The organism is Ruegeria sp. HKCCD6428 (assembly GCF_013110595.1).
Taxonomy (GTDB): Bacteria; Pseudomonadota; Alphaproteobacteria; order Rhodobacterales; family Rhodobacteraceae; genus Ruegeria.
In genome coordinates this window covers 176,220-197,333 of record NZ_WVQX01000001.1, presented here as the reverse complement: position 1 = coordinate 197,333, position 21,114 = coordinate 176,220, and the positions used below count along the sequence as shown (strand labels likewise).

The window sequence follows — 21,114 nt, the reverse complement described above, 5'->3', positions numbered from 1 at the left end:
GAGCAATGGCCCGGCTCAGGATTGATCCGGGTCCTCTTTGCCAACGCCGCGAAAAACGAACTTGAACGGCAGGGCCCAAAGAATGCCCAGAACGATATAGACCAGAAGTTCCACCCATATCGGGGGGCGCTCCAGCCAGTTCAGAACCGTCACCACCGCCACAATGTAAAGTGGCAGGCCGATCACAAGAATAACCAACGACCAGCGCCGGCGCGCTTTGTAGCTCAGACCTGTTTTCTGCTCTTTGTTCATCAATCTGCAAACGGGTCGGTCACCAGAATGGTGTCGTCCCGCTCCGGGCTGGTGGACAAAAGGGCCACAGGGCATTCGATCAGCTCTTCCACCCGGCGCACATACTTGATTGCGTTGGCAGGCAACTCGGCCCAGCTGCGCGCGCCTTCGGTGGATTCGCTCCAGCCCGGCATTTCTTCGTAGATCGGGGTGCAGCGCGCCTGCTGTTCTGCGGCAGTCGGCAGATAGTCGAGGCGCTCGCCGTCCAGTTCATAGCCTGTGCAGATCTTCAGGGTTTCGAACCCATCCAGAACGTCCAGTTTTGTCAGAGAAATACCGTTCACGCCACTGGTCGCGCAGGTCTGACGAACCAGGCACGCATCAAACCAGCCACAGCGGCGCTTTCGACCTGTCGTTGTTCCGAACTCATGCCCGCGTTCCCCAAGGCGCTGACCATCCGCATCCTCAAGTTCTGTCGGGAATGGGCCTTCGCCGACACGGGTGGTGTAGGCTTTGACAATCCCCAGCACAAAGTCGATCGATCCCGGTCCAATCCCCACCCCGGTCGCGGCCTGACCTGCGATCACGTTGGACGAGGTCACGAATGGATAGGTGCCGAAATCGATGTCCAGCAGAGCGCCCTGCGCCCCTTCGAACAGGATGCGTTTACCCGCTTTGCGTTTTTCGTTCAGCACTTTCCACACAGGCGCGGCAAACGGCAGAATCTCTTGCGCGATCTCTTTCAATTGGGCGATCAGAGCGTCGCGGTCGACCGGCTCGATTCCCAGACCCTTGCGCAGCGGATCGTGGTGCTGCAAAGCACGGTCTACCCGAGCCTCGAGCGTGGCCTCATCCGCCAGATCCGCGACGCGAACGGAACGGCGCCCGACCTTGTCTTCATAGGCCGGCCCAATCCCACGACCTGTGGTGCCGATCTTGGTTCCCTTGCTGGCCGCCTGTTCGCGCGCACGATCCAACTCGCCGTGGATCGGCAGGATCAATGGGGTGTTCTCGGCAATCATCAGCGTATCGGGGGTGATTTCCACACCTTGTGCCTGGATGGTCGCGATTTCCTTGACCAGATGCCAGGGGTCCAACACCACGCCGTTGCCGATGACGCTCAGCTTACCGCCGCGCACGACACCGGACGGCAGAGCGTGCAGCTTGTAAACTTCGCCATCAATCACCAGCGTATGTCCGGCATTATGCCCGCCCTGAAAACGCGCGATCACGTCCGCCCGTTCGCTGAGCCAGTCGACGATCTTGCCTTTTCCTTCGTCACCCCACTGGGCGCCGACAACAACCACGTTGGCCATATCCGGTCCTTTTTGCGCTGAGTTATCAAACCCGGCTCATATAGCTGGGCGCAAACGGCAGGGAAACCGATATTTCGCCGCAGATGAAAATCGCGCGAACGCGCGATGCCTCCGGCGGGGATATTTATGGCCAGATGAAAAGCGGTCCCCTGCTTCATCTGGCTGAAAATACCCTGGGGAAGCCGCACGGAACGGGCGGCGGGGGCAGAGCCCCCTGCCCGACATCAACGCAGATGCACCGGTTGCCCATGAGGTGTCGTCAGATAAGCCTCTTCCCAGGACTGATGTAGCCCTTTTACCTCCTGCGGCGGCGCGACGCCCTGCTCGGCCAGCAACCCCTCGAGCGTTTCCAGCCATGCACGGAAATAGTCGTCGCCGCCGTCCAGCTCTCGCGCGAGCCCGAGGCGTTTCAACGTTCCCGAGAACCGTGCCGCCCAATCGGACCAATCGAACCGCCCCGCCTCGTTCAGGGCAACGGTGACGGCAAAGACCTGAGCGTGCCAGGGTTCGGCAAACACCGGTTCTGGGGCTGAATGCTCGTTGCAGCCGCTCATGCCGGTTCCAGATAACTTTGCCATAGGTCCAGTACCACTTCGTCATCCGGATGCTCCGGGCTGGTCCAAAGTTCCGAAGCGGGGAAGACCACGGCATAGATCGGTTCTGGCGCTTCGCCCAGCCCATGGGCATTGGAATCGGGCAGGACATGGGTTCCGTGCAGGCGCAGTATTCGACCCCTGGCACCGGACGCATAATTCGGCAGGCGTGTGTGCCCGCCATCCACAATGCGATTTCCCGCCGGACGGGTCGTGACCACCTGTTGACCGACAGAAAACTGCACCGCCACGTTCGAAGGTCTGTCTGCTGGCCCACCTTTGGCCAGAGCGGCTGACACGGCGTCCGCCTTGAGCATCCGTTCTGCCAACGGATGCGGCCCATCCTCTCTGCCGCTGCGCAGGTCATCCAGAGAAAGAACGCCGCGTTCAACCAACAGGTCAGCCAGGCCCGAAATCCATTTCTCGTAATATGAAAACCGGGCATAGTCCTTTGGCGACAACCGTTCCCTTGCGTGGCGGGATACGTCGATATTCCACTGCCCCAGAAAGCCGGATGCAAGTGTCACCGCAAGCGCCCGCGCGTGCCAGTCTTCGGTGAAAACCGACGCGTCCTCGGCCTCTGGATTTATCGGACCATCTCCAAAGCGGCCGCCCATATCGTGAACGCGGGTCATGAAGGGGCCTTCGGCAGGCCCGTGCCGATCATGCTGTCACGTGTCACAAGTGCGGCAAGCGCCTCCTCATCCATCCCATCAGTTCCATCGGGACGCATCGGCAGAACGAGATAGCGAATCTCGGCCGTCGAATCCCAGACCCGCACCGAAGTGTCTTCAGGCAGGGTGAGGCCGAATTCGGCCAGTACCTTGCGGGGTTCACGCACCGCTCGGGCACGGTAGGCATCAGATTTGTACCAGCCCGGCGGGATACCCAGCAACGGCCAAGGATAGCAGCTGCACAAGGTGCAGACGACCATGTTGTGCCGGGTTGGCATGTTCTCGACAACAACCATGTGTTCACCCTGGCGACCATAATAACCAAGATCCGCGACCATCGAGGTGGCGTCTTCCAGCAGAGCGGCCTTGAAAGCTGGGTCGCTCCAGGCTTTGGCAACCACCCGCGCACCGTTCTGCGGGCCAATCTTGTTCTGATAGGTGTCGATGATTTCGTCCAGAGCCGCCGGGTCGATCAGGCCCTTGCGGGTCAGAATCGTTTCCAGCGCTTTGACGCGCAGCGCGGGTTCGGGCGGCAAAAGGGCGTGCGGGTGGTCGTGGTCGTCATGAGGCATGGGCCGCAGCCTGCGTCACGCATCGGCGTTCTGTCCAGTCCCTTTGACGTGATATGACATATCACGTGGGGTGATGCGAACTCCTCACTTGCCCCCGCTGGCAAACTTGCATAGATACCACGCGATACACGCCACGCTGTACAGGAACACCATGGAAAACGTCGTTCTCATCATCCACCTTCTCTTGGCCCTAGGCTTGATTGCCGTTGTTCTGATGCAGCGGTCCGAAGGCGGTGGCCTTGGCATGGGTGGCGGTGGTGGCGGAGCCATGACAGGCCGTTCAGCAGCGACGGCTTTGGGCAAACTGACCTGGATCCTTGCCGCTTGCTTCATCGTGACCTCGATCACGCTGACCATTCTGGCGGCGCAGAAATCTTCGGGCAGCTCGGTGATCGACCGTTTGGGCGTGCCGGCTCCGGCTTCAAGCGAAGAAAATACTCCGGCAATTCCGTCGGCGGATGACCTTCTGCCGCCTGCACAGGGCGACAACGCGCCGCTGATCCCGCAGGCCGACTGACCTACAAAACCTAGAAACATGGAAGAGGACTGCAACAGCATCTTGCGGTTCTCTTGCGCTTTTGGCGCGAATCCTTTATACGTGAAGTCCCGTGATGCAGCGGTTTTTCGAAACCGTCGGGCAACTGATAATGACGTCTCACGGGAGCAGCCGAAAAACTATGGCGCGTTTTATATTCATCACTGGTGGTGTGGTTTCGTCCTTGGGCAAAGGACTGGCTTCGGCGGCGTTGGGCGCCTTGTTGCAGGCCCGGGGATACTCGGTACGGCTGCGCAAGCTGGACCCCTATCTGAACGTCGATCCGGGGACGATGTCGCCGTTTGAGCACGGCGAAGTATTCGTCACCGATGACGGGGCCGAAACTGATCTGGACCTGGGCCATTACGAACGGTTCACCGGCGTGGCTGCGCGCAAGACCGACTCGGTCAGTTCGGGGCGGATCTATTCCAACGTGCTCGAAAAGGAACGCCGCGGGGACTATCTGGGTAAGACCATTCAGGTGATCCCGCACGTCACCAACGAGATCAAGGATTTCATCGCCATCGGCGAGGATGAGGTTGATTTCATGCTGTGCGAAATCGGTGGCACCGTGGGCGATATCGAGGGTCTACCGTTTTTCGAGGCGATCCGCCAGTTCAGTCAGGACAAGCCGCGCGGGCAGTGCATTTTCATGCACCTGACGCTGCTGCCTTATATCAAGGCCTCGGGCGAGCTGAAAACCAAACCGACTCAGCACTCGGTGAAGGAACTGCGCTCGATCGGTCTGGCGCCCGATATTCTGGTCTGCCGCTCGGAAGGGCCGATCCCGACCAAGGAGCGCGAGAAACTGGCGCTGTTCTGCAACGTGCGCCCCGACAGTGTGATCGCAGCGCAGGACCTGAGCACCATCTATGACGCGCCGCTGGCCTATCACCGCGAAGGTCTGGATCAGGCCGTTCTGGACGCGTTCCAGATCAGCCCTGCGCCCAAACCTGATCTGGCAAAATGGGAAGACGTCAGCGACCGCATCCACAACGCCGAGGGTGAAGTGAAGGTCGCCATCGTAGGCAAGTATACGCAGCTTGAAGACGCCTATAAATCGATAGCCGAGGCGCTGACCCATGGCGGCATGGCCAACCGGGTCAAGGTCAAGGTCGAATGGGTTGACGCCGAGGTGTTCGACAACGAAGACGTCGCACCCTATCTTGAAGGTTTCCACGCCATCCTCGTCCCCGGAGGCTTTGGCGAACGTGGCACAGAGGGCAAAATCAAGGCCGCGCAATATGCGCGCGAGCACAAAGTCCCCTATCTGGGCATCTGCCTTGGGATGCAGATGGCCGTGATCGAGGCCGCCCGAAATGCGGCTGGCATCAAGGAAGCTGGTTCGGAAGAATTCGACCACGAAGCCGGGAAGAAACGTTTTGAACCTGTCGTGTACCATCTGAAGGAATGGGTGCAGGGCAATCACAAGGTCGAACGCAAGGTCGGTGACGACAAGGGCGGCACCATGCGCCTGGGCGCTTACAATGCGGTGCTGGCAGAGGGATCGAAAGTCGCTGAAGTTTATGGCGGCACACAGATCGAAGAGCGCCACCGTCACCGCTATGAAGTGGACATCAAGTACCGTGAGCAGCTTGAAAAGGCCGGGCTCAACTTCTCGGGCATGTCGCCGGACGGACGCCTGCCCGAGATCGTGGAATGGTCGGATCACCCATGGTTCATCGGCGTGCAGTACCACCCGGAACTTAAGTCCAAACCGTTCGACCCGCATCCCCTGTTCCGCGATTTCGTACGCGCTGCGAAAGACACTTCTCGCCTGGTCTGACCCTGGGCTGTGTCGGACTGTCACCCCGCGTTGTTTTGTGCGGGCTGATCTCTTAACTGTATGTGCGGGCAGAATTTCTGCTTCGCAGGCTCAATGCCGTTCAGAGTTTCAGGAGATTTCCGATGAGCAACGCAACAACGATTACCAACCTCCAGCAAGCGCTTCATATGGAGCTGACGGCGGCGCACCAGTATCAGCTGCATGCCCATGTGCTGGAGGACTGGGGGCTGGACATCCTTGCCGAAAAAATGCGCGCTGAAATGCAGGAAGAATTGGGTCACTCCGACGCGTTCATCGAGCGTATCCTGTTCCTTGGCGGCGTGCCCGAGCTTGCGTTTCAGAAAAGTCCAGTCGCCGCGGGGTCTCTGGAAGACATGTTTGCCGCGGACCTGAAAGATGAAACCGAGGCGGTCGACTTCTACACCAAGGCAGCGTTGCAGGCCGCCGAGGTCGGCGATGTCGGGTCAAGGACCCTGTTCGAACGCATCTTGCTGGAAGAAGAAGGCCACAAGGACTGGCTGGACACTCAGCTGAACCTGTTGAAGCGTTTGGGTGAGGCCAACTTCAGCGCAAAATTCGTATCCGGCGCCGCAGAAGAAGCCTGAGGCACGCACCGCCGCTTACCTATGCACCAGCATGGCCCGGACCATCTTGCAATGGACCGGGCCGTGCGGTTTCCGTCACTTCAATGTGACGCTGCCGAGCAAAAAACCTCTACTCGGTCTGCCCTCATGGGGTTAACTGTTGATCACACCACGACAGGAGAGCCCCGATGAGCGATCAATCCCAACGCGCGAAGACCTTTGCCAGCCTTCACAAAAAGGGCGACCCCGTCATTCTGTTCAACATCTGGGATGCTGGCAGTGCCGGCGCGGTGCGGGATGCAGGCGCGCAAGCCATTGCAACTGGCAGTGCACCTGTTGCCATGGCACAGGGTTTTGGCGACGGTCAGAACATCCCGCTTGAGACCGCATTGGACAATGCGCGCCGCATCGTTGCAGCGGTTGATCTTCCGGTGACACTGGATTTCGAAGGGGCATATGCCGAAGATCCACTGGGCATTGCACAAAACGTCAAGCGTGCGCTGTATTGCGGCGTGGTTGGTTTCAACTTCGAAGATCAGATCATCGGCGGTGACGGGCTGTACGATACAGCTGTTCAGGCCAAACGCGTCGAAGCCATGCGCGCGGCCTGCGAAGACGCGGGCATACCTGCCTATGTCAACGCAAGAACCGACATTTTCCTGAAAGCCCCGGCAGAAACACATGATGAGGCCATGCTGAACGACGCCATTGCCCGTGCTTCGGCCTATGAGGCTGCGGGCGCCAGCGGTTTTTTTGCTCCGGGGCTGAAAGACGAGGCGATGATCAGCCGTCTGTGCGAGCGTACGAATCTGCCGGTCAACATCATCGCCCTGCCCGGCACTCCTGGCACACCGCGTCTGGCTGAACTGGGGGTTGCGCGCGTCAGCTATGGTCCGGTTCCTTATCGCCAGATGATCAAGTGGTTAACAGATCAGGCGCAAGCCGCTATTCACTACCGCAACTGTTCACCCTGAAGTTGTGGGATTGCAATTGCCGCCACTTCTCATCACCCTGCTTTTGAAATCGGACAGGAGGCAAGCCTGATGAAAGGCTATTGGGTTGCACATGTCGATGTGGACGACATGGACACGTACAAGACCTACATTGCTGCAAATGCGGAGCCCTTTGCAGCTTATGGTGCGCGCTTTCTGACGCGCGGAGGAAAGCGTGAAGTTAAGGAAGGCGCAGCGCGCGCCCGGACCGTTGTGATCGAATTTCCCAGCTATGAGGATGCGCTTGCCTGTTACGAAAGCGAAGCATACCAGAAAGCCAAAGCACTGCGCGCCCCGGTATCGATGGGCGATCTTGTGATCATTCAAGGCTATGACGGGTAGACTACGCTTGGCGCACCACAAAATATGGAATAATCTTTTGCCATGTTGAAAAAGTTCCTTCAGGCGCTCAGACCGCCCCAGCATGAACATCTTCCGGACCCGGATGCCGAACTTGCTCTGGGGGCGCTCATGGTGCGCGTGGCGCAGGCTGATCGGGACTACAAGCTGGAAGAGATCCGCCTGATCGACAAAATCCTGGCCCGTCTTTACCAGCACAACGCGATCGAAGCAGCCAAGGTGCGCGCCACATGCGAAAAGCTTCACGCGGCAGCACCGGATACCGATACCTTCGGCAAGCTGATCCGTGAGACCACGGATCTGAAGGAACGCCTGGCCGCTCTGGATGCGCTGTGGGAAGTTGTTCTGGCAGATGGAAACACCGACGAAGGCGAGGTGAAAATCGTCGAGGAAGCCCGCGTTGCCATGGGGTTGAGCTTTAACGACAGCAAGGCTGCGCGTGAACGCGTTCAAAGCCGCTTGGATGTGAGTTAGTCGCTCGCTATATCTAACGCATGTTCAGTGAATTTCTTTCCAGGCTCACGCAGCCGCAGCCCGATCCTCTTGTCGAAGATGACGCCCGCCTGGCCCTGACGGCCCTTCTGGTGCGTCTGGCACGGTCCGACAATGACTATTCCGATACCGAAATGGCCCGTATCGACCGAATTTCGGCGCAACGCTATGGCCTGTCCCCGTTCGAATGCGCCGCCCTGCGTGCCCGCGCAGAAGATCTTGAGGCCGAGGCCCCGGACACCGTCCGCTTTACCCGAGCCATCAAAGAGGCGGTTGCCTATGAAGATCGGCTTGCGGTCGTTCAGGCACTGTGGTCCGTGGCGTTGGCCGATGGGCACCGCACAAGCGAGGAAGATTCGCTGCTGCGTCTGGTGGTCAGTCTTCTAGGCGTAAGTGACGTGGATTCCGCTTTGGCACGGCAAAAGGCTGCAAAATCGTGATTGCCATGCTGGGCATGTATGACATGCCTGCCCTGCAAGCCGCCAATGACAGGTTCTGGAACCTGATTCGCGCCCAACTTGGATCAGGCCCGGAACACCTTACCCGCGACAAAGACGTGTGGACGGTCTGGCGGGACCCAAAACTGATTCTGGCACAAACCTGTGGCATGCCGTTTCGAACCCGATTGCATGGTCACGTGCAACTGGTTGGCACCCCGGACTATGGCCTGCCCGGATGTCCCCCCGGATACTATTGCTCGGTCTTTGTGTCTCGGAATGACGACGACCGGGATCTGGCGGGGCTGAGCACAGGCGTGTTCGCGTATAATGAGAGCCTGTCCCAATCCGGCTGGGCAGCCCCGATCACACATATGACCCAAGCAAACCTGCACCCCGCCGGACTGTTGGAAACCGGCGGGCATGCGCTGTCTGCCCAAGCCGTCGCAGATGGCAAAGCGGACTTTGCCGCACTGGACATGCTGACGTGGCTGATGCTGCAACAACATAGCAATTTGGGGACCAAACTGCGCGAACTGGCAAGAACGACTCCGACTCCGACCCTGCCCTACATCACATCGATGGGTCAGAATCCGCAGGTCGTTGCAGGCGCTGTTCGGGCCGCGATTGACCAGCTTTGCGACGACGATCAACGATTGCTGCATATACGCGGGTTGATCGATATTCCTGCGGCGCACTACTTGGCTGTCCCCACTCCGGCGCCCCCCAAAGACGGCGGATCAACAACTGCCCAATTTGTCGACTGATTTTGGCCAATTTGGGTGTTTCTCCGCTTGATTCTGTCATTTGCACATTGCATTGACCTTTTTTTTCGGTCCTAGTACCGGACCAACACCACCAACCACTGGACTGCCCGTGACAGAAACTGCACCCGTTATCGAAATCAAAGACCTTCACAAAAGCTTCGGAAATCTTGAAGTGTTGAAGGGGGTCGATATCACGGCACATCGCGGTGACGTGGTATCACTGATTGGGTCGTCCGGGTCCGGCAAGTCGACGCTTCTGCGATGCTGCAATCTTCTGGAAGACAGCCAGCAAGGAGAAATCCTTTTCAAGGGTGAGCCTGTGAAATGGTCCGGGGAAAGCCACGGGCGCCGCCCCGCCGACTCCAAACAGGTTCTGCGCATACGCACCAACCTGTCGATGGTGTTTCAACAGTTCAATCTTTGGGCGCATATGACCATCCTGCAAAATGTGATGGAAGCCCCCGTGACCGTTCTGGGGCGCGACAGGGCCGAGGTGGAAGAGAGCGCGCGCAAGTATCTGGATAAGGTTGGCATCGGCGACAAATGCGACGCCTATCCGGCGCAATTGTCCGGCGGGCAGCAACAGCGCGCCGCCATCGCCCGCGGCCTGTGCATGGAACCCGAAGCCCTGCTGTTTGATGAACCGACTTCGGCTTTGGACCCTGAACTGGAACAGGAAGTGATCAAGGTGATCAAGGACTTGGCCGCCGAAGGGCGTACCATGATCATCGTGACGCATGACATGAAAATGGCCGCCGACATTTCAAGCCACGTGGTGTTCCTGCACCAGGGCCTGATCGAGGAAGAAGGCACGCCCGAAGATATCTTCACATCTCCTGAATCCGAACGGCTTCGGGGTTTTCTCTCCGCCACTCAGGCGGCTTAACTTCAAAAACAGAACCAAACTGGGGAGCAACCAATGAAAAATCTGATTCTGTCCACTGCCGCACTGGCGCTGACCGCCGGTATCGCCATGGCCGACACGGTCCGCATGGGAACCGAGGGCGCCTACCCTCCGTACAACTTCATCAATGATGCGGGCGAAATCGACGGCTTTGAGCGTGAAGTCGGCGACGAACTGTGCAAGCGCGCAAACCTGGAATGTGAATGGGTCAAGAACGACTGGGATTCGATCATTCCGAACCTGGTCTCGGGCAACTACGACACCATCATCGCGGGTATGTCGATCACCGACGAACGTGACGAAGTCATCGACTTCACCCAGAACTACTTCCCGCCTGCGGCCTCGGCCTATGTCGGTGCGTCTGCGGATGTTGATGTCACCACCGGCGTCGTTGCCGCACAGACCGCCACCATTCAGGCAGGCCACGTAGCCGAGTCGGGCGCGACTCTGGTCGAGTTTGCAACTCCGGAAGAAACCATCGCAGCCGTCCGCAACGGTGAAGCCGATGCCGTGTTTGCCGACAAGGACTTCCTGGTGCCGATCGTTGAGGAATCCGCCGGAGAGCTGGTCTTCGTGGGTGATGACGTTCCGCTGGGCGGTGGCATCGGGCTGGGCATCCGTGAGTCGGATGGCGAACTGCGCGGAAAGTTCGACGAGGCGATCACCTCAATGAAAGCGGACGGTTCGTTGAACGAACTGATCATCAAGTGGTTCGGCGAAGGCGTTCCGACCTACAACGCTGACGGTTCGGTCGTTACAAACTAATCCGTATCAAGCGGTTCGGCGCGTCCATCGCGCCGAACCCTGCCCGGTGGAATAACCGGGTACGACGCTCGAAAGACGCTTCATGTTTTCCTATTGCGCTGACCCTGACACGCTTGGAACGTTCCGCTGGTTCTCCTGCTACCTGACCAACGGCGTGCACTGGTCCTTCTACCTGTCGTTCCTCAAGGTGTTGGGATTGCTGGCGGTGACCGCGCCGGTCGCATTGGCGTTTGGTTTTGTTGGCGCAATGGCCGCCCGATCACATTTCCCGCCGCTGAGCTGGCTGGGCAAAGGGTATATTGCCATCGTGCGTGGTGTTCCGGACATCGCTTTCTTCCTGTTTTTCGTGATAGCCTTGGATCAGGCATTCGAATGGACGCGGCACAAGATATTGTGCCCCGAATGGACCGACCCGATCCGGCAGGGAAATGACTTTATCGTCTGTCAGGCGGCCAAGCTGCCATTGGGGACCGCACCGGAATGGGTGCATGAAACCTACGGCTTTTTCCTGGCCGTCGTTACCTTCTCAATTGTTTTCGGGGCGTTTGCGGCAAACGTTTTGTTTGGTGGAATGCGCGCCGTGCCCCACGCGCAGCTTGAAACTGCCGAAGCATATGGCATGTCCCGTCGTCAGACCTTCTGGCGCATCCTTGTGCCGCAGATGTGGGTCTATGCCCTGCCCGGCCTGTCGAATCTTTGGATGGTTCTCATCAAGGCCACTCCGCTGCTGTTCCTGCTGGGGATCGAAGACATCGTTTATTGGGCCCGCGAACTTGGCGGCACCAAGACGTCCAAGTTCACTCAGTATCCGCATGGCGACTGGCGCATGTGGTACTTCCTGTTCCTGCTTGTGTTCTACCTCGGCATGACGCGCGTATCTGAACTTGGGCTTGAAAAGCTGATGCGGAAACTGTCCCACGGGCAGGCCACGTCCGGCGGCGAGCTTCTGCGCAAGGAGACCACGGCATGAGCTGCTTGCAGACGATTCAAGATTACGGCCTGCGGTCCCTGGGTATCGGCGAGCGGCTACTGCCCAAAAGTGACTTCACCCTGTGCGAACAGTTCACGCTGATCGGGTCGGGGATGATCTGGAATGTCTATTTCGGGATCATGGCGCTGGCGACCGGCTTCTTTCTGGCCACGGCCCTGGCCGTCGGCAAGGCGTCAGCAAACAAATGGCTTCGCAAGCCTTCGGAATGGTTCATTTTCCTGTTTCGCGGCTCGCCCTTGTTTATCCAGTTTTTCTTCGCCTATTTCCTGTTCTTGTCGCTGAAGAAATCCAACCCGATGTTCGACGCCTTCACCTCGGCCTGGCTGGGGGCGCTGATCGTGCTGTTCCTCAACACTGCCGCCTATTCAGGCGAGATCTTTTACGGAGCGCTAAGGTCCATTCCCAAGGGCGATATTGAAGCCGCAGATGCCTATGGCATGTCAGGCTGGGCCCGTTTTCGCCGGATCGTCTGGCCCACCATGTTGCGTCTTGCCTGGCCTGCCTACACAAACGAAGCAATCTTTCTTTTCCACGCAACAACGCTGGTCTTCTTTTCAGCCTTTCCGGCATGGCAGCAACGCGGAGACGCCCTGTATTACGCCAGTTACTTTGCGGACAAGACGTTCAACCCGTTCATCCCATACCCGATACTGGCGTTCTATTTCATCCTGCTGACGCTGGTGATTGTCGGGGGCTTTGGCCTGATCAATAAACGCCTGAACCGGCACCTGCCGGTCGCAAAACGGGCCAAGATGCGGTTCAAACTGAACCTGGCGCGCTGAGTTTCGGCGCGCCAGTCACGTCTGGACACCAAATCAAATCAACGCCAATCACCGCGCGCCCGCGCGCTTTACAGCACATTCAAAAGGGGAGAAGTGGTACCGCCTCCCTGGCTTGAACAGGGGACCTCTGGATCCACAATCCAGCGCTCTAACCAACTGAGCTAAGGCGGCACTCGTGAGGGGCGATGTACCGAACACGCCCGCGGAATGCAAGAGCATTAAAGCCGAATTTTCCAGCTTTGTTCGACAAGATCGACACCGAAGGAATGCACCGCTTTGCTGTCTGTTAATTCCCAGCCGGACGCCTTGTAAAGTGCGCAGGCGGCGGTATGGCTTTCGTGCGTCCACAGAACCATTTCTTTGTATCCTGCCCCGCGTGCGAAGGCAGTACATGCTTGCAGCAGGCGCTTTCCCAGCCCCTGCCCTCGTGCTTTCGGGACAAGCAGAAACAGCCGCAACTTGGCGGTATTCCGGTCAACAGCAACGCAGAAAATACTGCCCAGACGCTGCCCGTCCTGCTCGGCGATCCAGCCTCTTTCAAGCTTGGGGTCACTGTTGGCCATGAAGTCGTCAAGGATGCTGGCCACTAGGGGCGCAAAGCTGTCATCAAACCCTTCGTCGCGCGCATAAAGCAGACCGTGCTGTTCAACCAGCCACGCGGCGTCATCGGGGTTAAAGGGTCTGAGAACGGCGTCTTCCATATCTCATCTGACCGCAAAGGTGACTTGATTCTCAACCCCGTGCGCGCTAGCAGGAACGCTCAGTCTCGGAGGCACAGATGGGCATCAATACCGAACGCGACATTCAGGCAAACCTGCAAATCGGTCCGACCGATCAGGGTATGGTCCGCCTGTTCATCGAAGCTGACGGCATCGAAATACCGATGGATTTTGACCCGGAAGAAGCAGAAGAAATCGCCGACGAAATTCGTGCTGCGGTACAAGCCGCCCTTGCCGTCAAAGGTTGACCTTACAGCCTGGGATCCCGAAGCGCGTGCAAACGGCGCGCGGCATCCGTTGCAAATTTCTGGATCATCTTCTTGCGCCGCGCCGGTGCGATTTTGTCCTCGGGCGCCATGCGCACGATTTCCGCATCATAGGCATCGGCGATGATCAGGCCTGTTTCATCAGGCAACAGATCGGTCGGGAATTCCGTGTCGACGGCCCAAAAGAATCGGTCACACCATTCCAAATAGCCCTGCCATTTCGAATCCGACTGATAATCGGCACGGCTGGATTTGCATTCAATCACCCACAACTCACCCTTTGGCCCCAGCCCCATCACGTCAACGCGCAACCCGCGCGCAGGCACGAATTCCTCCACAGAAACAAAGCCATGGGCCGCAAGATGCCGCGCGACGCCACGTGCCAGTCTCTGTCCAGGTTGCAGATCCAAAGTCATAGCTGAAAATGTGAACAATTAGCGAACAAAAGTAAAGCGCCTTTGCGTCTTGACATAGTACCTTTTGGTATTACATTCATATGACGCCAAAAGGTACTATTTCTGGGGTTGCTTATGGAGAACCAAACTCAAAACGCGTTTCGCGCGCTGGCCGATCCCACACGCCGGAACATCGTGCGACTGCTCTCGTCACAGGACATGACGATCGGGCAGTTGACGGACCGGTTCGACATGACCCGCGCTGCGGTCAAAAAACACCTGACGATTCTGTCCGACGGTGGGTTGATCACAGTCGAAGCGCGCGGCCGGGAACGCATCAATCGACTTGAACCACAGGGTATGGCCCCGGTGCTCGACTGGCTCAGCTATTTTGACCAGTTCTGGGACGATCGCCTCAACTCTCTCAAGGAAGCCATTGAAAGGAAACAAAATGACTGATGCCGTATTGAAGAAATCGATTTTCCTCAGGGCGGAACCGGAAACCGTTTGGGCATATCTGACGGAACCTGAGCATTTGGCGGAATGGTTCCACAAACCTGAAAGAACACTGGCAGAAGGTCAGAAGCTTGAGATGTTCGGCACGACAAGCGGCGACTTGCTGATCTGGGGAGAGGTCCGTGTCGCCCGCCCCCCAAAATATCTTGAACACACCTTCACCGTCAAACCGATGGGAGACGCTGTCAGCGTGGTCAAATGGACATTGGAGCCGGTCTCGGGCGGCACACGTCTTGAGCTTGTGCACGAAGGATTGCCGCAAGGCGTCGCAGCATTTGATCTGATCCTGGCCCTGGACAAAGGATGGGATGAACATTTCGGCAAGTTGCGTGTGGCATTGCACGAAACTGTTGACGCCTGACCTCTTGCGCGAACCCGTCAGACACCCTACTTAAGCGCGTGGCGGGTTCTGCCCTTCTTGTGACAGGTAGCATTCTGGTGGCCTTAAGCAATTCCGAGGGGGCTGGCTCTGTTCAGGTCCTGGCCTGATTACCCGGCGCCCACCTGTACATACAGGTCCTCGGGAATCAAACCGCACGGTTGACTGGTGGTCCCGCCGCACTTTCCCTGAAATATCAGCGCCCTGCGTGGGCTTCCTGTTTCACGGTTGCCGGCTCGAAGCTGTGTGCGACCGGTGTTCCCCGACGCGGCCCCTGCGGCTTTTCCGCCATGCTCATGATCTTGTACGCGAACTGAACGCCGGCAAAGACGATGCCGTTCATGAACCAGATCATCACCAACGCTATCAGGCCGATTTCCGACCCGGTGATCAGATGCCGAAGGTTCGCGACGTTCAGCGCCAAGAGCACCCCGACAAACACGGCCGAAATGACAAAACCCCAGGCGACTTGCGTGATATACAGGCGGATCAGTTTGGGCATGGCGAACCTCCTTGCGCTTCGAAAACAATGCTAGCGCATGTCTGGTTCAGGTAAACGTGTCAGAACGCCTCGGGCTGGGCCTCGCGCGCCATGTGATCCAGCACGGCATTGACGAATTTTGGTTCCTTACCCTCAGGGAAAAATGCACGTGCCACATCGACAAACTCGGTGATCACCACCTTGGGCGGTGTGCCGCTTTGGGTCAGTTCCGCACCCGCCGCGCGAAACAGCGCGCGCAGGGTCGGGTCGATGCGCGCGATCGGCCATTTCGCCACCAGCGCGCGGTCGGTCATCTGGTCGATCGGCGCCTGATAGTTCACCGCGTCATCCACCAGCTTGCGGAACAGCGTGCTGTCGCCCTCGAGCATCTCGTCGCCCTCGTAGACCGCGCCGAACCGGTGGTCCAGAAACTCGTTGACCACCTGCTCGGTCGTCTGGCCCGACTGTTCCATCTGGAACAGCGCCTGCACGGCATAAAGCCGCGCTGCGGATTTCATCAGGCGTTTCCGGTTTGCCGGTTTCGGCGTGTCTGTCTGGGTCATGCTGTCGTTGATCCGTTGCTGTCGCCCGCCACCAGGATGGACTCGGACGGCGGCTTGAATCCGACGCCCTTTTTCGAAGCGCCCCACTTACGGCTGAGCGCGATCAGATGCAAGGCCGCAGCGGCCGCGCCGCCCCCTTTATTCATCTTTTCGGGGTTGGCGCGGACTTCGGCCTGCTCGTCATTCTCGACCGTCAGGATGCCGTTGCCGATGCACAGCCCCTGTAGGCCCAGCAGCTGGATCGCGCGGCTGGAGTCGTTGCAGACGGTTTCGTAATGCGTGGTCTCACCGCGGATGACGCAGCCAAGCGCGACATAGCCGTCAAAGTTGCACTGTCGGTCGGCCATGGCGATGGCCGTGGGAATTTCCAGCGCGCCGGGCACTTCGACCACTTCGCAGGTGCCGCCAGCCGCTTCGATCTCGGCCGTGGCACCCGCAATCAGGTTGTCGGCGATCGAGCGGTAGAACGGAGCGGCCACGATCAGCAGTTTCACCGGCTTGTCGAAGCTGGGTGTCGGCAGAATTCCGTGTTTGTCTTGTTCAGCCATGTTCAGTCTTCCTTCAGAATCGAGCGGGTGCCGACGATGGACAGGCCAAACGCGTCCAGCCCAAGATACACCGTTTCAGGAGAGTCGGTCAGAAGCACCAGTTCCTGAATCCCCATCTTGGACAGGATCTGCGCCCCCAGACCGGTTTGCTTGATGGTGCGCGGGCCTTCATCCTCGACCGCATACAACGAGTTGCGCGGCTGGCGGAACAGGCAGACCACTCCGCGGCCCTCTTCGGCGATCTTTTCCATCGCGCGCGGCAACTCGCGCGATGATTTCGGGCCAAGCCCCAGGATATCCGGCGCTTCGTGCAGGGCGTGCGTGCGCGTCAGAACGGGCTCAGGCGTGGTGATGTCGCCTTTGATCATGACAACATGTTCAATGCCGTGGGTCTGATCGGTGAAAATCCGCATTTCCCACTCACCGCCGTATTCCGAGGTGACTGTTTGACGAGAAGTCTCGACAACCAGATTGTCATTGCGCGACCGATAGCTGATCAGATCGCTGATCGTGCCGATTTTCATGTTGTGCTTTTTGGCGAACTCGACCAGATCCGGCAGGCGCGCCATGGTTCCGTCTGCATTCATGATCTCGCAGATCACGCCTGACGGGTTTAGCCCGGCAAGGCGCGAGATATCCACGGCGGCCTCGGTATGGCCTGCGCGCACCAGCACCCCGCCCCGCTTTGCCCGCAACGGAAAGACATGGCCTGGGGTGGCGATATGCGCCATCGTATTCTGTTCATTTATTGCGGTCGCCACGGTCAGCGCCCGGTCGGCGGCTGAAATCCCGGTGCTGACACCTTCGCGCGCCTCAATCGATACGGTGAAAGCCGTCTCGTGCCGGGACGAGTTGTTCACGGCCATCATCGGCAGCCCCAGCGCATCTATCCGTTCCGCCGTCATCGGCAAACAGATCAGACCGCGCCCGTGGGTGGCCATGAAGTTGATCGCCTCGGCATCCGCAAACTCGGCCGGAATCACCAGATCGCCTTCGTTTTCACGATCTTCGTGATCGACCAGAATGTACATCCGGCCTGCGCGCGCTTCTTCGATGATTTCTTCGATCGGGCTGATCGCGTCACGCAACTGGGCCTCGACCGGTCCGGGGGTTTCAAAGCTCATGGGGCAGCCTTTCACATGGCAGGTTTGCTCGGCGGAATAGACCACTGAGGGCGCAAAGACCAGTCCACAAACGGCGCAGGTGCTTTCCGACGCGACGTATCAGGACATCTCGGACAGGCGCGCGACGTACCGGGCCAGCGTATCGATCTCAAGATTGACGCGATCGTCCACACTGACATCGCCCCAGGTCGTGACTTCCTTGGTGTGAGGGATGAAATTGATGCTAAACTCGCAATCACTCACGTCATTCACCGTCAGCGATGTCCCGTTCAGCGCAACCGACCCTTTGGGCGCTATGAACCGGGCCAGTTCCTTCGGTGCGCGCAAGGTGACACGCGTGCTGTCGCCTTCATCCTCGACCGCGACCACTTCGGCCACGCCATCCACATGACCCGAAACAATGTGACCGCCCAGTTCATCGCCGACTTTCAGCGCACGTTCCAGATTGACACGCTTGCCGACGGCCCATGTATCAAGGTTGGTCTTCGAAACCGTCTCGGCGCTGATCTGAACATCATACCAATCGTCGCCCAGCGCGATCACCGTCAGGCACACACCATCACTGGCAATCGAGGCTCCGATATCGATACCGGCCGTGTCATAGGCCGTCTTGATCCGTGCGCGCAGATCCCCCTGCTGTTCCAGCTCGGTGACGGTGCCGATGTCGGTGACGATCCCTGTGAACATTCCGTTAACCCTCAGTTCCTAACCTGTGCCTGCTATTCACCGTCGAGGTAAGCCCAATGGGCCGCGCGGGCAAGCCCCGCCTTGCCGTACAAGACCCAAACGGGCATAGTTTCGGCAACAAATACCAAAAGAGCCGTCCAGATGCCGCAAATGCCTTCAGGCTCAGACAAACGGGTCTTCCTGTTTCTTCAGGGACCTCACGGGCCGTTTTTCTCGACACTCGGGCGGATGTTGCGTGCCACGGGGGCACAGGTCTGGCGGGTTGGGTTCAATGCGGGGGATCAGGCGTTCTGGTTCGACAAGGCAAGTTTCATCGCATTCCGGAACAGGCCCGACGATTGGCCCGAGACATTGAACAGGTTGATTGCCGACAAGGGCGTCACGGATATCGTTCTTTATGGCGACACGAGACCGGTCCACGCCCGCGCAGTTGAGATTGCGAAGTCTCAAGGGCTGACAATTCACGTTTTCGAAGAAGGCTACCTGCGGCCTTGGTGGGTTACGTACGAGCGGAACGGGTCAAACGGGCACTCGCGCCTGATGTCACTGAATGTCGACCAGATGCGGCAGGCTCTGGCCCGGTCGGACAGCAAAACGCCCCCGCCACCATCGCATTGGGGGGATATGCGGCAACACATATTCTACGGTGCCCTCTATCATTGGTTCGTCATGTTCCTGAACAAGAGATACCGCAATTTCCGGCCTCATCGTGATCTGTCGGTTTCACAGGAATTCCGGTTGTATTTCAAACGCCTGATGCTGATGCCTGTTCATCGCCTGCAACGCAGCATTGCCACGGCGCGCGTCAGATGGGGGGGCTTCCCCTATCACCTCGTGCTGCTGCAACTGGGGCATGACAGTTCGGTTCAGGCCCATTCCGAATTCTCCTGCATGTCCGATTTTCTGGAACTGGTCATCGCAGGATTCGCGCAAGGCGCACCGGCGCATCACAGGCTGGTTGTGAAAGAGCACCCTTTGGAAAACCACCGTGAACCATTGCACCAGCGCGCCATGGAGATTGCCATGAAACACGGGGTGCAGAACCGTGTTCACTATGTCCCCGGCGGAAAGCTGGCACGTTTGCTGGATGAGGCAAATTCGGCCGTCACCGTGAATTCCACTGCGGGGCAGCAGGTCTTGTGGCGGGGTATTCCGCTGCATATTTTCGGACGTTCGGTTTATGACAAGACCGACTTCGTATCACAGCAGTCGATCGCCGCATTTTTTGCCGAACCAGACGCGCCGGATGTCGACGCCTATCGCTGTTACCGGCAATTCCTGCTGGAAACCAGCCAGGTTCCGGGCGGGTATTATTCCCGGCGCGGCAGGCGGCAGTTGCTGCGCCGCGCTGTGGACATGATGCTCAGCAGCAGTGACCCTTATCAGGCCCTTCTGAACAAGAACGAGGCACCGACGCCACAGTTGAAAATCGTCGAGCAATTCGGGCGCCCTGTGACTGGAAGTTGAGCTGCTTACCGGCTAATCTTCCCGCAACAACAAAAGACTGAGGATATCCGGCAGTGCAATTCTCTCCTAAGCGATGGATGCGGGGGGTTTCCCTTGTGGCCGCAATCGGCTTGATGGCGGCCTGCCAACTTCCGAAATCCGGGCCGAACAAGACCGAAATTCTGGCGGGCGCAGTCCAGAATGGCGGCAACGCGTTTGTCGTCGAAGTCGATGACCGCGTGACACGCCTTGCATCCGCCGTGCCTCAGTTTGGCTTTTCGTCCTCGTTCAGCAGCGCCCAGGCCTTGACCGCCGACACTGTCCGCCCCGGTGACGTGCTGGGCCTGACCATATGGGAAAACGTGGACGACGGGTTGCTGTCCGGCGAAACCGGTGCGGCGACCATTCTGGACGAAGTTCAGGTCGACAGCGATGGTTTCATTTTCGTCCCCTATGCGGGTCGGATTCGGGCCGCGGGCAACACGCCCGAACAGCTTCGCGTTTTGATTACGAACAAGCTGCGGGAACAGACACCCGACCCACAGATCGAAGTGCGGCGTGTTGCGGGTGACGGTTCCACCGTCTCGCTGACGGGTACAGTCGCAACCCCCGGCATCTATCCGATCGAACGCCCAACCCGTTCCCTGCTTGGCATGCTGTCCAAGGCGGGCGGGGTCTCAGTAGCGTCGGATATCGCGTTGGTGACGCTGATCCGAGGGGATCAAAAGGGCACCGTCTGGTACGAAGATCTGTTCCGCAACCCGAAACTGGACGTCGCTTTGCGTGGCGGCGACCGCATTTTGGTGGAAGAAGACAGCAGATCATACATAGCTCTCGGCGCGACCGGGGGTCAGTCTCGTGTGGCCTTTGACAGTCAGGACCTTACCGCCTTGGAAGCACTGGCTCAGGTCGGTGGTCTGCTAACACTGTCCTCTGATCCAACCGGCATTTTCATTCTGCGAAAAGAGCGTCAGGACATCGCGCGCAGCATCACGGGACGCGCCGACCTGAAGGGGGATCAACGCATGATCTACCTGCTGAACCTGACGGCCCCCAACGGCCTGTTCATCGCGCGGGATTTCGTGATCCGCGACGATGATACGATTTATGTGACCGAAGCACCCTATGCACAGTGGAGCAAATCGATCTCGCTGATCGCTGGTGGTCTGACCCCCATCGCAAACGTCGCCACGCTGACCGGCAACTGAT

General features: G+C 58.6%; 29 protein-coding genes and 1 tRNA gene. 17 read left to right on the top strand and 13 right to left on the bottom strand.

Translation table 11 applies throughout. The features are described from left to right. Positions 1 to 15 precede the first annotated feature (15 nt). The 5 genes from GS620_RS00960 to nthA all read right to left on the bottom strand — a co-directional run bounded on the left by GS620_RS00960 (position 16) and on the right by nthA (position 3,386). Complete coding sequence (locus GS620_RS00960; protein WP_171228487.1) at positions 16 to 252, bottom strand: DUF2842 domain-containing protein; 237 nt, start codon at positions 250 to 252, stop codon at positions 16 to 18. Beyond that, positions 252 to 1,547 (bottom strand): adenylosuccinate synthase, encoded by a 1,296-nt coding sequence (locus GS620_RS00955; RefSeq protein WP_171119553.1) that lies wholly within the window; start codon positions 1,545 to 1,547, stop codon positions 252 to 254. The genes GS620_RS00960 and GS620_RS00955 overlap by 1 nt, the downstream gene beginning before the upstream one ends. A 224-nt stretch (positions 1,548 to 1,771) precedes the next feature. Then, positions 1,772 to 2,101 carry a nitrile hydratase accessory protein gene (locus tag GS620_RS00950; RefSeq protein ID WP_171613637.1) on the bottom strand — a complete coding sequence of 110 codons (330 nt, stop codon included), beginning with the start codon at positions 2,099 to 2,101 and terminating at the stop codon, positions 1,772 to 1,774. Then, positions 2,098 to 2,775, bottom strand: coding sequence for a nitrile hydratase subunit beta (gene nthB, locus GS620_RS00945; RefSeq protein ID WP_171613635.1), 678 nt, complete (start codon positions 2,773 to 2,775; stop codon positions 2,098 to 2,100). Before nthB ends, GS620_RS00950 begins: the two co-directional genes overlap by 4 nt. Then, complete coding sequence (nthA, locus tag GS620_RS00940) at positions 2,772 to 3,386, bottom strand: nitrile hydratase subunit alpha (protein ID WP_171613633.1); 615 nt, start codon at positions 3,384 to 3,386, stop codon at positions 2,772 to 2,774. The genes nthB and nthA overlap by 4 nt, the downstream gene beginning before the upstream one ends. A 151-nt stretch (positions 3,387 to 3,537) precedes the next feature. On the opposite strand from nthA, the gene secG reads away from it, so the two are divergent. From secG to GS620_RS00880, 12 genes are all read left to right on the top strand, one after another. Then, on the top strand, positions 3,538 to 3,903 hold the full coding sequence (gene secG / locus GS620_RS00935) for a preprotein translocase subunit SecG (RefSeq protein WP_171613631.1): 366 nt from the start codon (positions 3,538 to 3,540) through the stop codon (positions 3,901 to 3,903). Positions 3,904 to 4,063: 160 nt separating this feature from the next. Continuing rightward, the gene (locus GS620_RS00930; RefSeq protein WP_152457574.1) at positions 4,064 to 5,707 is read left to right on the top strand and encodes a CTP synthase; all 1,644 of its coding nucleotides are present in this window, start codon (positions 4,064 to 4,066) and stop codon (positions 5,705 to 5,707) included. 122 nt (positions 5,708 to 5,829) lie between these two features. After that, complete coding sequence (locus GS620_RS00925; protein WP_152457573.1) at positions 5,830 to 6,312, top strand: bacterioferritin; 483 nt, start codon at positions 5,830 to 5,832, stop codon at positions 6,310 to 6,312. 167 nt (positions 6,313 to 6,479) lie between these two features. After that, positions 6,480 to 7,265: an isocitrate lyase/phosphoenolpyruvate mutase family protein gene (locus GS620_RS00920; RefSeq protein WP_171613629.1), complete on the top strand. Its 786-nt coding sequence runs from the start codon at positions 6,480 to 6,482 to the stop codon at positions 7,263 to 7,265. Between the two features lie 66 nt (positions 7,266 to 7,331). Further along, positions 7,332 to 7,625 carry a DUF1330 domain-containing protein gene (locus GS620_RS00915; RefSeq protein WP_152457571.1) on the top strand — a complete coding sequence of 98 codons (294 nt, stop codon included), beginning with the start codon at positions 7,332 to 7,334 and terminating at the stop codon, positions 7,623 to 7,625. 42 nt (positions 7,626 to 7,667) lie between these two features. Further along, complete coding sequence (locus GS620_RS00910) at positions 7,668 to 8,117, top strand: TerB family tellurite resistance protein (protein WP_152457570.1); 450 nt, start codon at positions 7,668 to 7,670, stop codon at positions 8,115 to 8,117. A gap of 20 nt (positions 8,118 to 8,137) precedes the next feature. Further along, positions 8,138 to 8,575, top strand: coding sequence for a TerB family tellurite resistance protein (locus GS620_RS00905; protein ID WP_171613627.1), 438 nt, complete (start codon positions 8,138 to 8,140; stop codon positions 8,573 to 8,575). Between the two features lie 5 nt (positions 8,576 to 8,580). Then, positions 8,581 to 9,339: a phosphate/phosphite/phosphonate ABC transporter substrate-binding protein gene (locus GS620_RS00900; RefSeq protein WP_216597811.1), complete on the top strand. Its 759-nt coding sequence runs from the start codon at positions 8,581 to 8,583 to the stop codon at positions 9,337 to 9,339. A gap of 109 nt (positions 9,340 to 9,448) precedes the next feature. Further along, positions 9,449 to 10,225, top strand: a complete 777-nt coding sequence (locus tag GS620_RS00895) for an ABC transporter ATP-binding protein (protein ID WP_152457567.1) — start codon at positions 9,449 to 9,451, stop codon at positions 10,223 to 10,225. A gap of 33 nt (positions 10,226 to 10,258) precedes the next feature. Beyond that, positions 10,259 to 11,008: a transporter substrate-binding domain-containing protein gene (locus tag GS620_RS00890; RefSeq protein ID WP_171170557.1), complete on the top strand. Its 750-nt coding sequence runs from the start codon at positions 10,259 to 10,261 to the stop codon at positions 11,006 to 11,008. Between the two features lie 82 nt (positions 11,009 to 11,090). After that, the gene (locus tag GS620_RS00885; RefSeq protein WP_171170555.1) at positions 11,091 to 11,978 is read left to right on the top strand and encodes an ABC transporter permease; all 888 of its coding nucleotides are present in this window, start codon (positions 11,091 to 11,093) and stop codon (positions 11,976 to 11,978) included. Continuing rightward, positions 11,975 to 12,781 (top strand): ABC transporter permease, encoded by an 807-nt coding sequence (locus tag GS620_RS00880; RefSeq protein WP_152457564.1) that lies wholly within the window; start codon positions 11,975 to 11,977, stop codon positions 12,779 to 12,781. Before GS620_RS00885 ends, GS620_RS00880 begins: the two co-directional genes overlap by 4 nt. A gap of 94 nt (positions 12,782 to 12,875) precedes the next feature. Here the strand turns inward: GS620_RS00880 and GS620_RS00875 are convergent. After that, positions 12,876 to 12,952 (bottom strand) — tRNA-His (locus GS620_RS00875). A gap of 47 nt (positions 12,953 to 12,999) precedes the next feature. After that, a complete protein-coding gene (locus tag GS620_RS00870; protein WP_171119537.1) occupies positions 13,000 to 13,482 on the bottom strand; it encodes a GNAT family N-acetyltransferase in 483 nt (160 codons plus the stop codon). A gap of 77 nt (positions 13,483 to 13,559) precedes the next feature. Between GS620_RS00870 and GS620_RS00865 the strand changes: the two genes are divergently transcribed. Continuing rightward, positions 13,560 to 13,748 (top strand): DUF6324 family protein, encoded by a 189-nt coding sequence (locus GS620_RS00865; RefSeq protein ID WP_152457562.1) that lies wholly within the window; start codon positions 13,560 to 13,562, stop codon positions 13,746 to 13,748. Positions 13,749 to 13,750: 2 nt separating this feature from the next. Here GS620_RS00865 and GS620_RS00860 read toward each other — a convergent pair whose 3' ends face one another. Further along, positions 13,751 to 14,182, bottom strand: coding sequence for an MmcB family DNA repair protein (locus GS620_RS00860; RefSeq protein ID WP_152457561.1), 432 nt, complete (start codon positions 14,180 to 14,182; stop codon positions 13,751 to 13,753). A 114-nt stretch (positions 14,183 to 14,296) separates the two neighbouring features. On the opposite strand from GS620_RS00860, the gene GS620_RS00855 reads away from it, so the two are divergent. Together GS620_RS00855 and GS620_RS00850 are read left to right on the top strand one after the other, a co-directional pair. After that, positions 14,297 to 14,620 (top strand): helix-turn-helix transcriptional regulator, encoded by a 324-nt coding sequence (locus GS620_RS00855; RefSeq protein ID WP_152457560.1) that lies wholly within the window; start codon positions 14,297 to 14,299, stop codon positions 14,618 to 14,620. Further along, positions 14,613 to 15,038 (top strand): SRPBCC domain-containing protein, encoded by a 426-nt coding sequence (locus GS620_RS00850; protein ID WP_171170550.1) that lies wholly within the window; start codon positions 14,613 to 14,615, stop codon positions 15,036 to 15,038. Before GS620_RS00855 ends, GS620_RS00850 begins: the two co-directional genes overlap by 8 nt. 214 nt (positions 15,039 to 15,252) lie before the next feature. On the opposite strand, the gene GS620_RS00845 is transcribed toward GS620_RS00850, so the two are convergent. The 5 genes from GS620_RS00845 to GS620_RS00825 form a co-directional block, all read right to left on the bottom strand. Next, on the bottom strand, positions 15,253 to 15,558 hold the full coding sequence (locus GS620_RS00845) for a hypothetical protein (RefSeq protein ID WP_171170548.1): 306 nt from the start codon (positions 15,556 to 15,558) through the stop codon (positions 15,253 to 15,255). Positions 15,559 to 15,617: 59 nt separating this feature from the next. Then, complete coding sequence (nusB, locus tag GS620_RS00840; RefSeq protein WP_171119535.1) at positions 15,618 to 16,100, bottom strand: transcription antitermination factor NusB; 483 nt, start codon at positions 16,098 to 16,100, stop codon at positions 15,618 to 15,620. Continuing rightward, positions 16,097 to 16,648, bottom strand: a complete 552-nt coding sequence (locus GS620_RS00835; RefSeq protein WP_171206893.1) for a 6,7-dimethyl-8-ribityllumazine synthase — start codon at positions 16,646 to 16,648, stop codon at positions 16,097 to 16,099. The genes nusB and GS620_RS00835 overlap by 4 nt, the downstream gene beginning before the upstream one ends. A 2-nt stretch (positions 16,649 to 16,650) precedes the next feature. Further along, complete coding sequence (ribB, locus tag GS620_RS00830; RefSeq protein ID WP_171328867.1) at positions 16,651 to 17,772, bottom strand: 3,4-dihydroxy-2-butanone-4-phosphate synthase; 1,122 nt, start codon at positions 17,770 to 17,772, stop codon at positions 16,651 to 16,653. Between the two features lie 99 nt (positions 17,773 to 17,871). Beyond that, positions 17,872 to 18,459: a riboflavin synthase gene (locus GS620_RS00825; RefSeq protein ID WP_171613625.1), complete on the bottom strand. Its 588-nt coding sequence runs from the start codon at positions 18,457 to 18,459 to the stop codon at positions 17,872 to 17,874. A 141-nt stretch (positions 18,460 to 18,600) separates the two neighbouring features. Between GS620_RS00825 and GS620_RS00820 the strand changes: the two genes are divergently transcribed. Continuing rightward, the gene (locus tag GS620_RS00820) at positions 18,601 to 19,926 is read left to right on the top strand and encodes a capsule biosynthesis protein (protein ID WP_171613622.1); all 1,326 of its coding nucleotides are present in this window, start codon (positions 18,601 to 18,603) and stop codon (positions 19,924 to 19,926) included. 53 nt (positions 19,927 to 19,979) lie between these two features. After that, complete coding sequence (locus tag GS620_RS00815) at positions 19,980 to 21,113, top strand: polysaccharide biosynthesis/export family protein (RefSeq protein ID WP_152457552.1); 1,134 nt, start codon at positions 19,980 to 19,982, stop codon at positions 21,111 to 21,113. Position 21,114: the final 1 nt, after the last annotated feature.

Bases quoted from the DNA above. Each gene is read 5' to 3' on its own strand.
- GS620_RS00960 (WP_171228487.1), bottom strand. From the start codon at position 252: ATGAACAAAGAGCAGAAAACAGGTCTGAGCTACAAAGCGCGCCGGCGC.
- GS620_RS00955 (WP_171119553.1), bottom strand. From the start codon at position 1,547: ATGGCCAACGTGGTTGTTGTCGGCGCCCAGTGGGGTGACGAAGGAAAA.
- GS620_RS00950 (WP_171613637.1), bottom strand. From the start codon at position 2,101: ATGAGCGGCTGCAACGAGCATTCAGCCCCAGAACCGGTGTTTGCCGAA.
- nthB (WP_171613635.1), bottom strand. From the start codon at position 2,775: ATGACCCGCGTTCACGATATGGGCGGCCGCTTTGGAGATGGTCCGATA.
- nthA (WP_171613633.1), bottom strand. From the start codon at position 3,386: ATGCCTCATGACGACCACGACCACCCGCACGCCCTTTTGCCGCCCGAA.
- secG (WP_171613631.1), top strand. From the start codon at position 3,538: ATGGAAAACGTCGTTCTCATCATCCACCTTCTCTTGGCCCTAGGCTTG.
- GS620_RS00930 (WP_152457574.1), top strand. From the start codon at position 4,064: ATGGCGCGTTTTATATTCATCACTGGTGGTGTGGTTTCGTCCTTGGGC.
- GS620_RS00925 (WP_152457573.1), top strand. From the start codon at position 5,830: ATGAGCAACGCAACAACGATTACCAACCTCCAGCAAGCGCTTCATATG.
- GS620_RS00920 (WP_171613629.1), top strand. From the start codon at position 6,480: ATGAGCGATCAATCCCAACGCGCGAAGACCTTTGCCAGCCTTCACAAA.
- GS620_RS00910 (WP_152457570.1), top strand. From the start codon at position 7,668: ATGTTGAAAAAGTTCCTTCAGGCGCTCAGACCGCCCCAGCATGAACAT.
- GS620_RS00905 (WP_171613627.1), top strand. From the start codon at position 8,138: ATGTTCAGTGAATTTCTTTCCAGGCTCACGCAGCCGCAGCCCGATCCT.
- GS620_RS00900 (WP_216597811.1), top strand. From the start codon at position 8,581: ATGCTGGGCATGTATGACATGCCTGCCCTGCAAGCCGCCAATGACAGG.
- GS620_RS00890 (WP_171170557.1), top strand. From the start codon at position 10,259: ATGAAAAATCTGATTCTGTCCACTGCCGCACTGGCGCTGACCGCCGGT.
- GS620_RS00885 (WP_171170555.1), top strand. From the start codon at position 11,091: ATGTTTTCCTATTGCGCTGACCCTGACACGCTTGGAACGTTCCGCTGG.
- GS620_RS00880 (WP_152457564.1), top strand. From the start codon at position 11,975: ATGAGCTGCTTGCAGACGATTCAAGATTACGGCCTGCGGTCCCTGGGT.
- GS620_RS00870 (WP_171119537.1), bottom strand. From the start codon at position 13,482: ATGGAAGACGCCGTTCTCAGACCCTTTAACCCCGATGACGCCGCGTGG.
- GS620_RS00865 (WP_152457562.1), top strand. From the start codon at position 13,560: ATGGGCATCAATACCGAACGCGACATTCAGGCAAACCTGCAAATCGGT.
- GS620_RS00860 (WP_152457561.1), bottom strand. From the start codon at position 14,182: ATGACTTTGGATCTGCAACCTGGACAGAGACTGGCACGTGGCGTCGCG.
- GS620_RS00855 (WP_152457560.1), top strand. From the start codon at position 14,297: ATGGAGAACCAAACTCAAAACGCGTTTCGCGCGCTGGCCGATCCCACA.
- GS620_RS00850 (WP_171170550.1), top strand. From the start codon at position 14,613: ATGACTGATGCCGTATTGAAGAAATCGATTTTCCTCAGGGCGGAACCG.
- GS620_RS00845 (WP_171170548.1), bottom strand. From the start codon at position 15,558: ATGCCCAAACTGATCCGCCTGTATATCACGCAAGTCGCCTGGGGTTTT.
- nusB (WP_171119535.1), bottom strand. From the start codon at position 16,100: ATGACCCAGACAGACACGCCGAAACCGGCAAACCGGAAACGCCTGATG.
- GS620_RS00835 (WP_171206893.1), bottom strand. From the start codon at position 16,648: ATGGCTGAACAAGACAAACACGGAATTCTGCCGACACCCAGCTTCGAC.
- ribB (WP_171328867.1), bottom strand. From the start codon at position 17,772: ATGAGCTTTGAAACCCCCGGACCGGTCGAGGCCCAGTTGCGTGACGCG.
- GS620_RS00825 (WP_171613625.1), bottom strand. From the start codon at position 18,459: ATGTTCACAGGGATCGTCACCGACATCGGCACCGTCACCGAGCTGGAA.
- GS620_RS00820 (WP_171613622.1), top strand. From the start codon at position 18,601: ATGCCGCAAATGCCTTCAGGCTCAGACAAACGGGTCTTCCTGTTTCTT.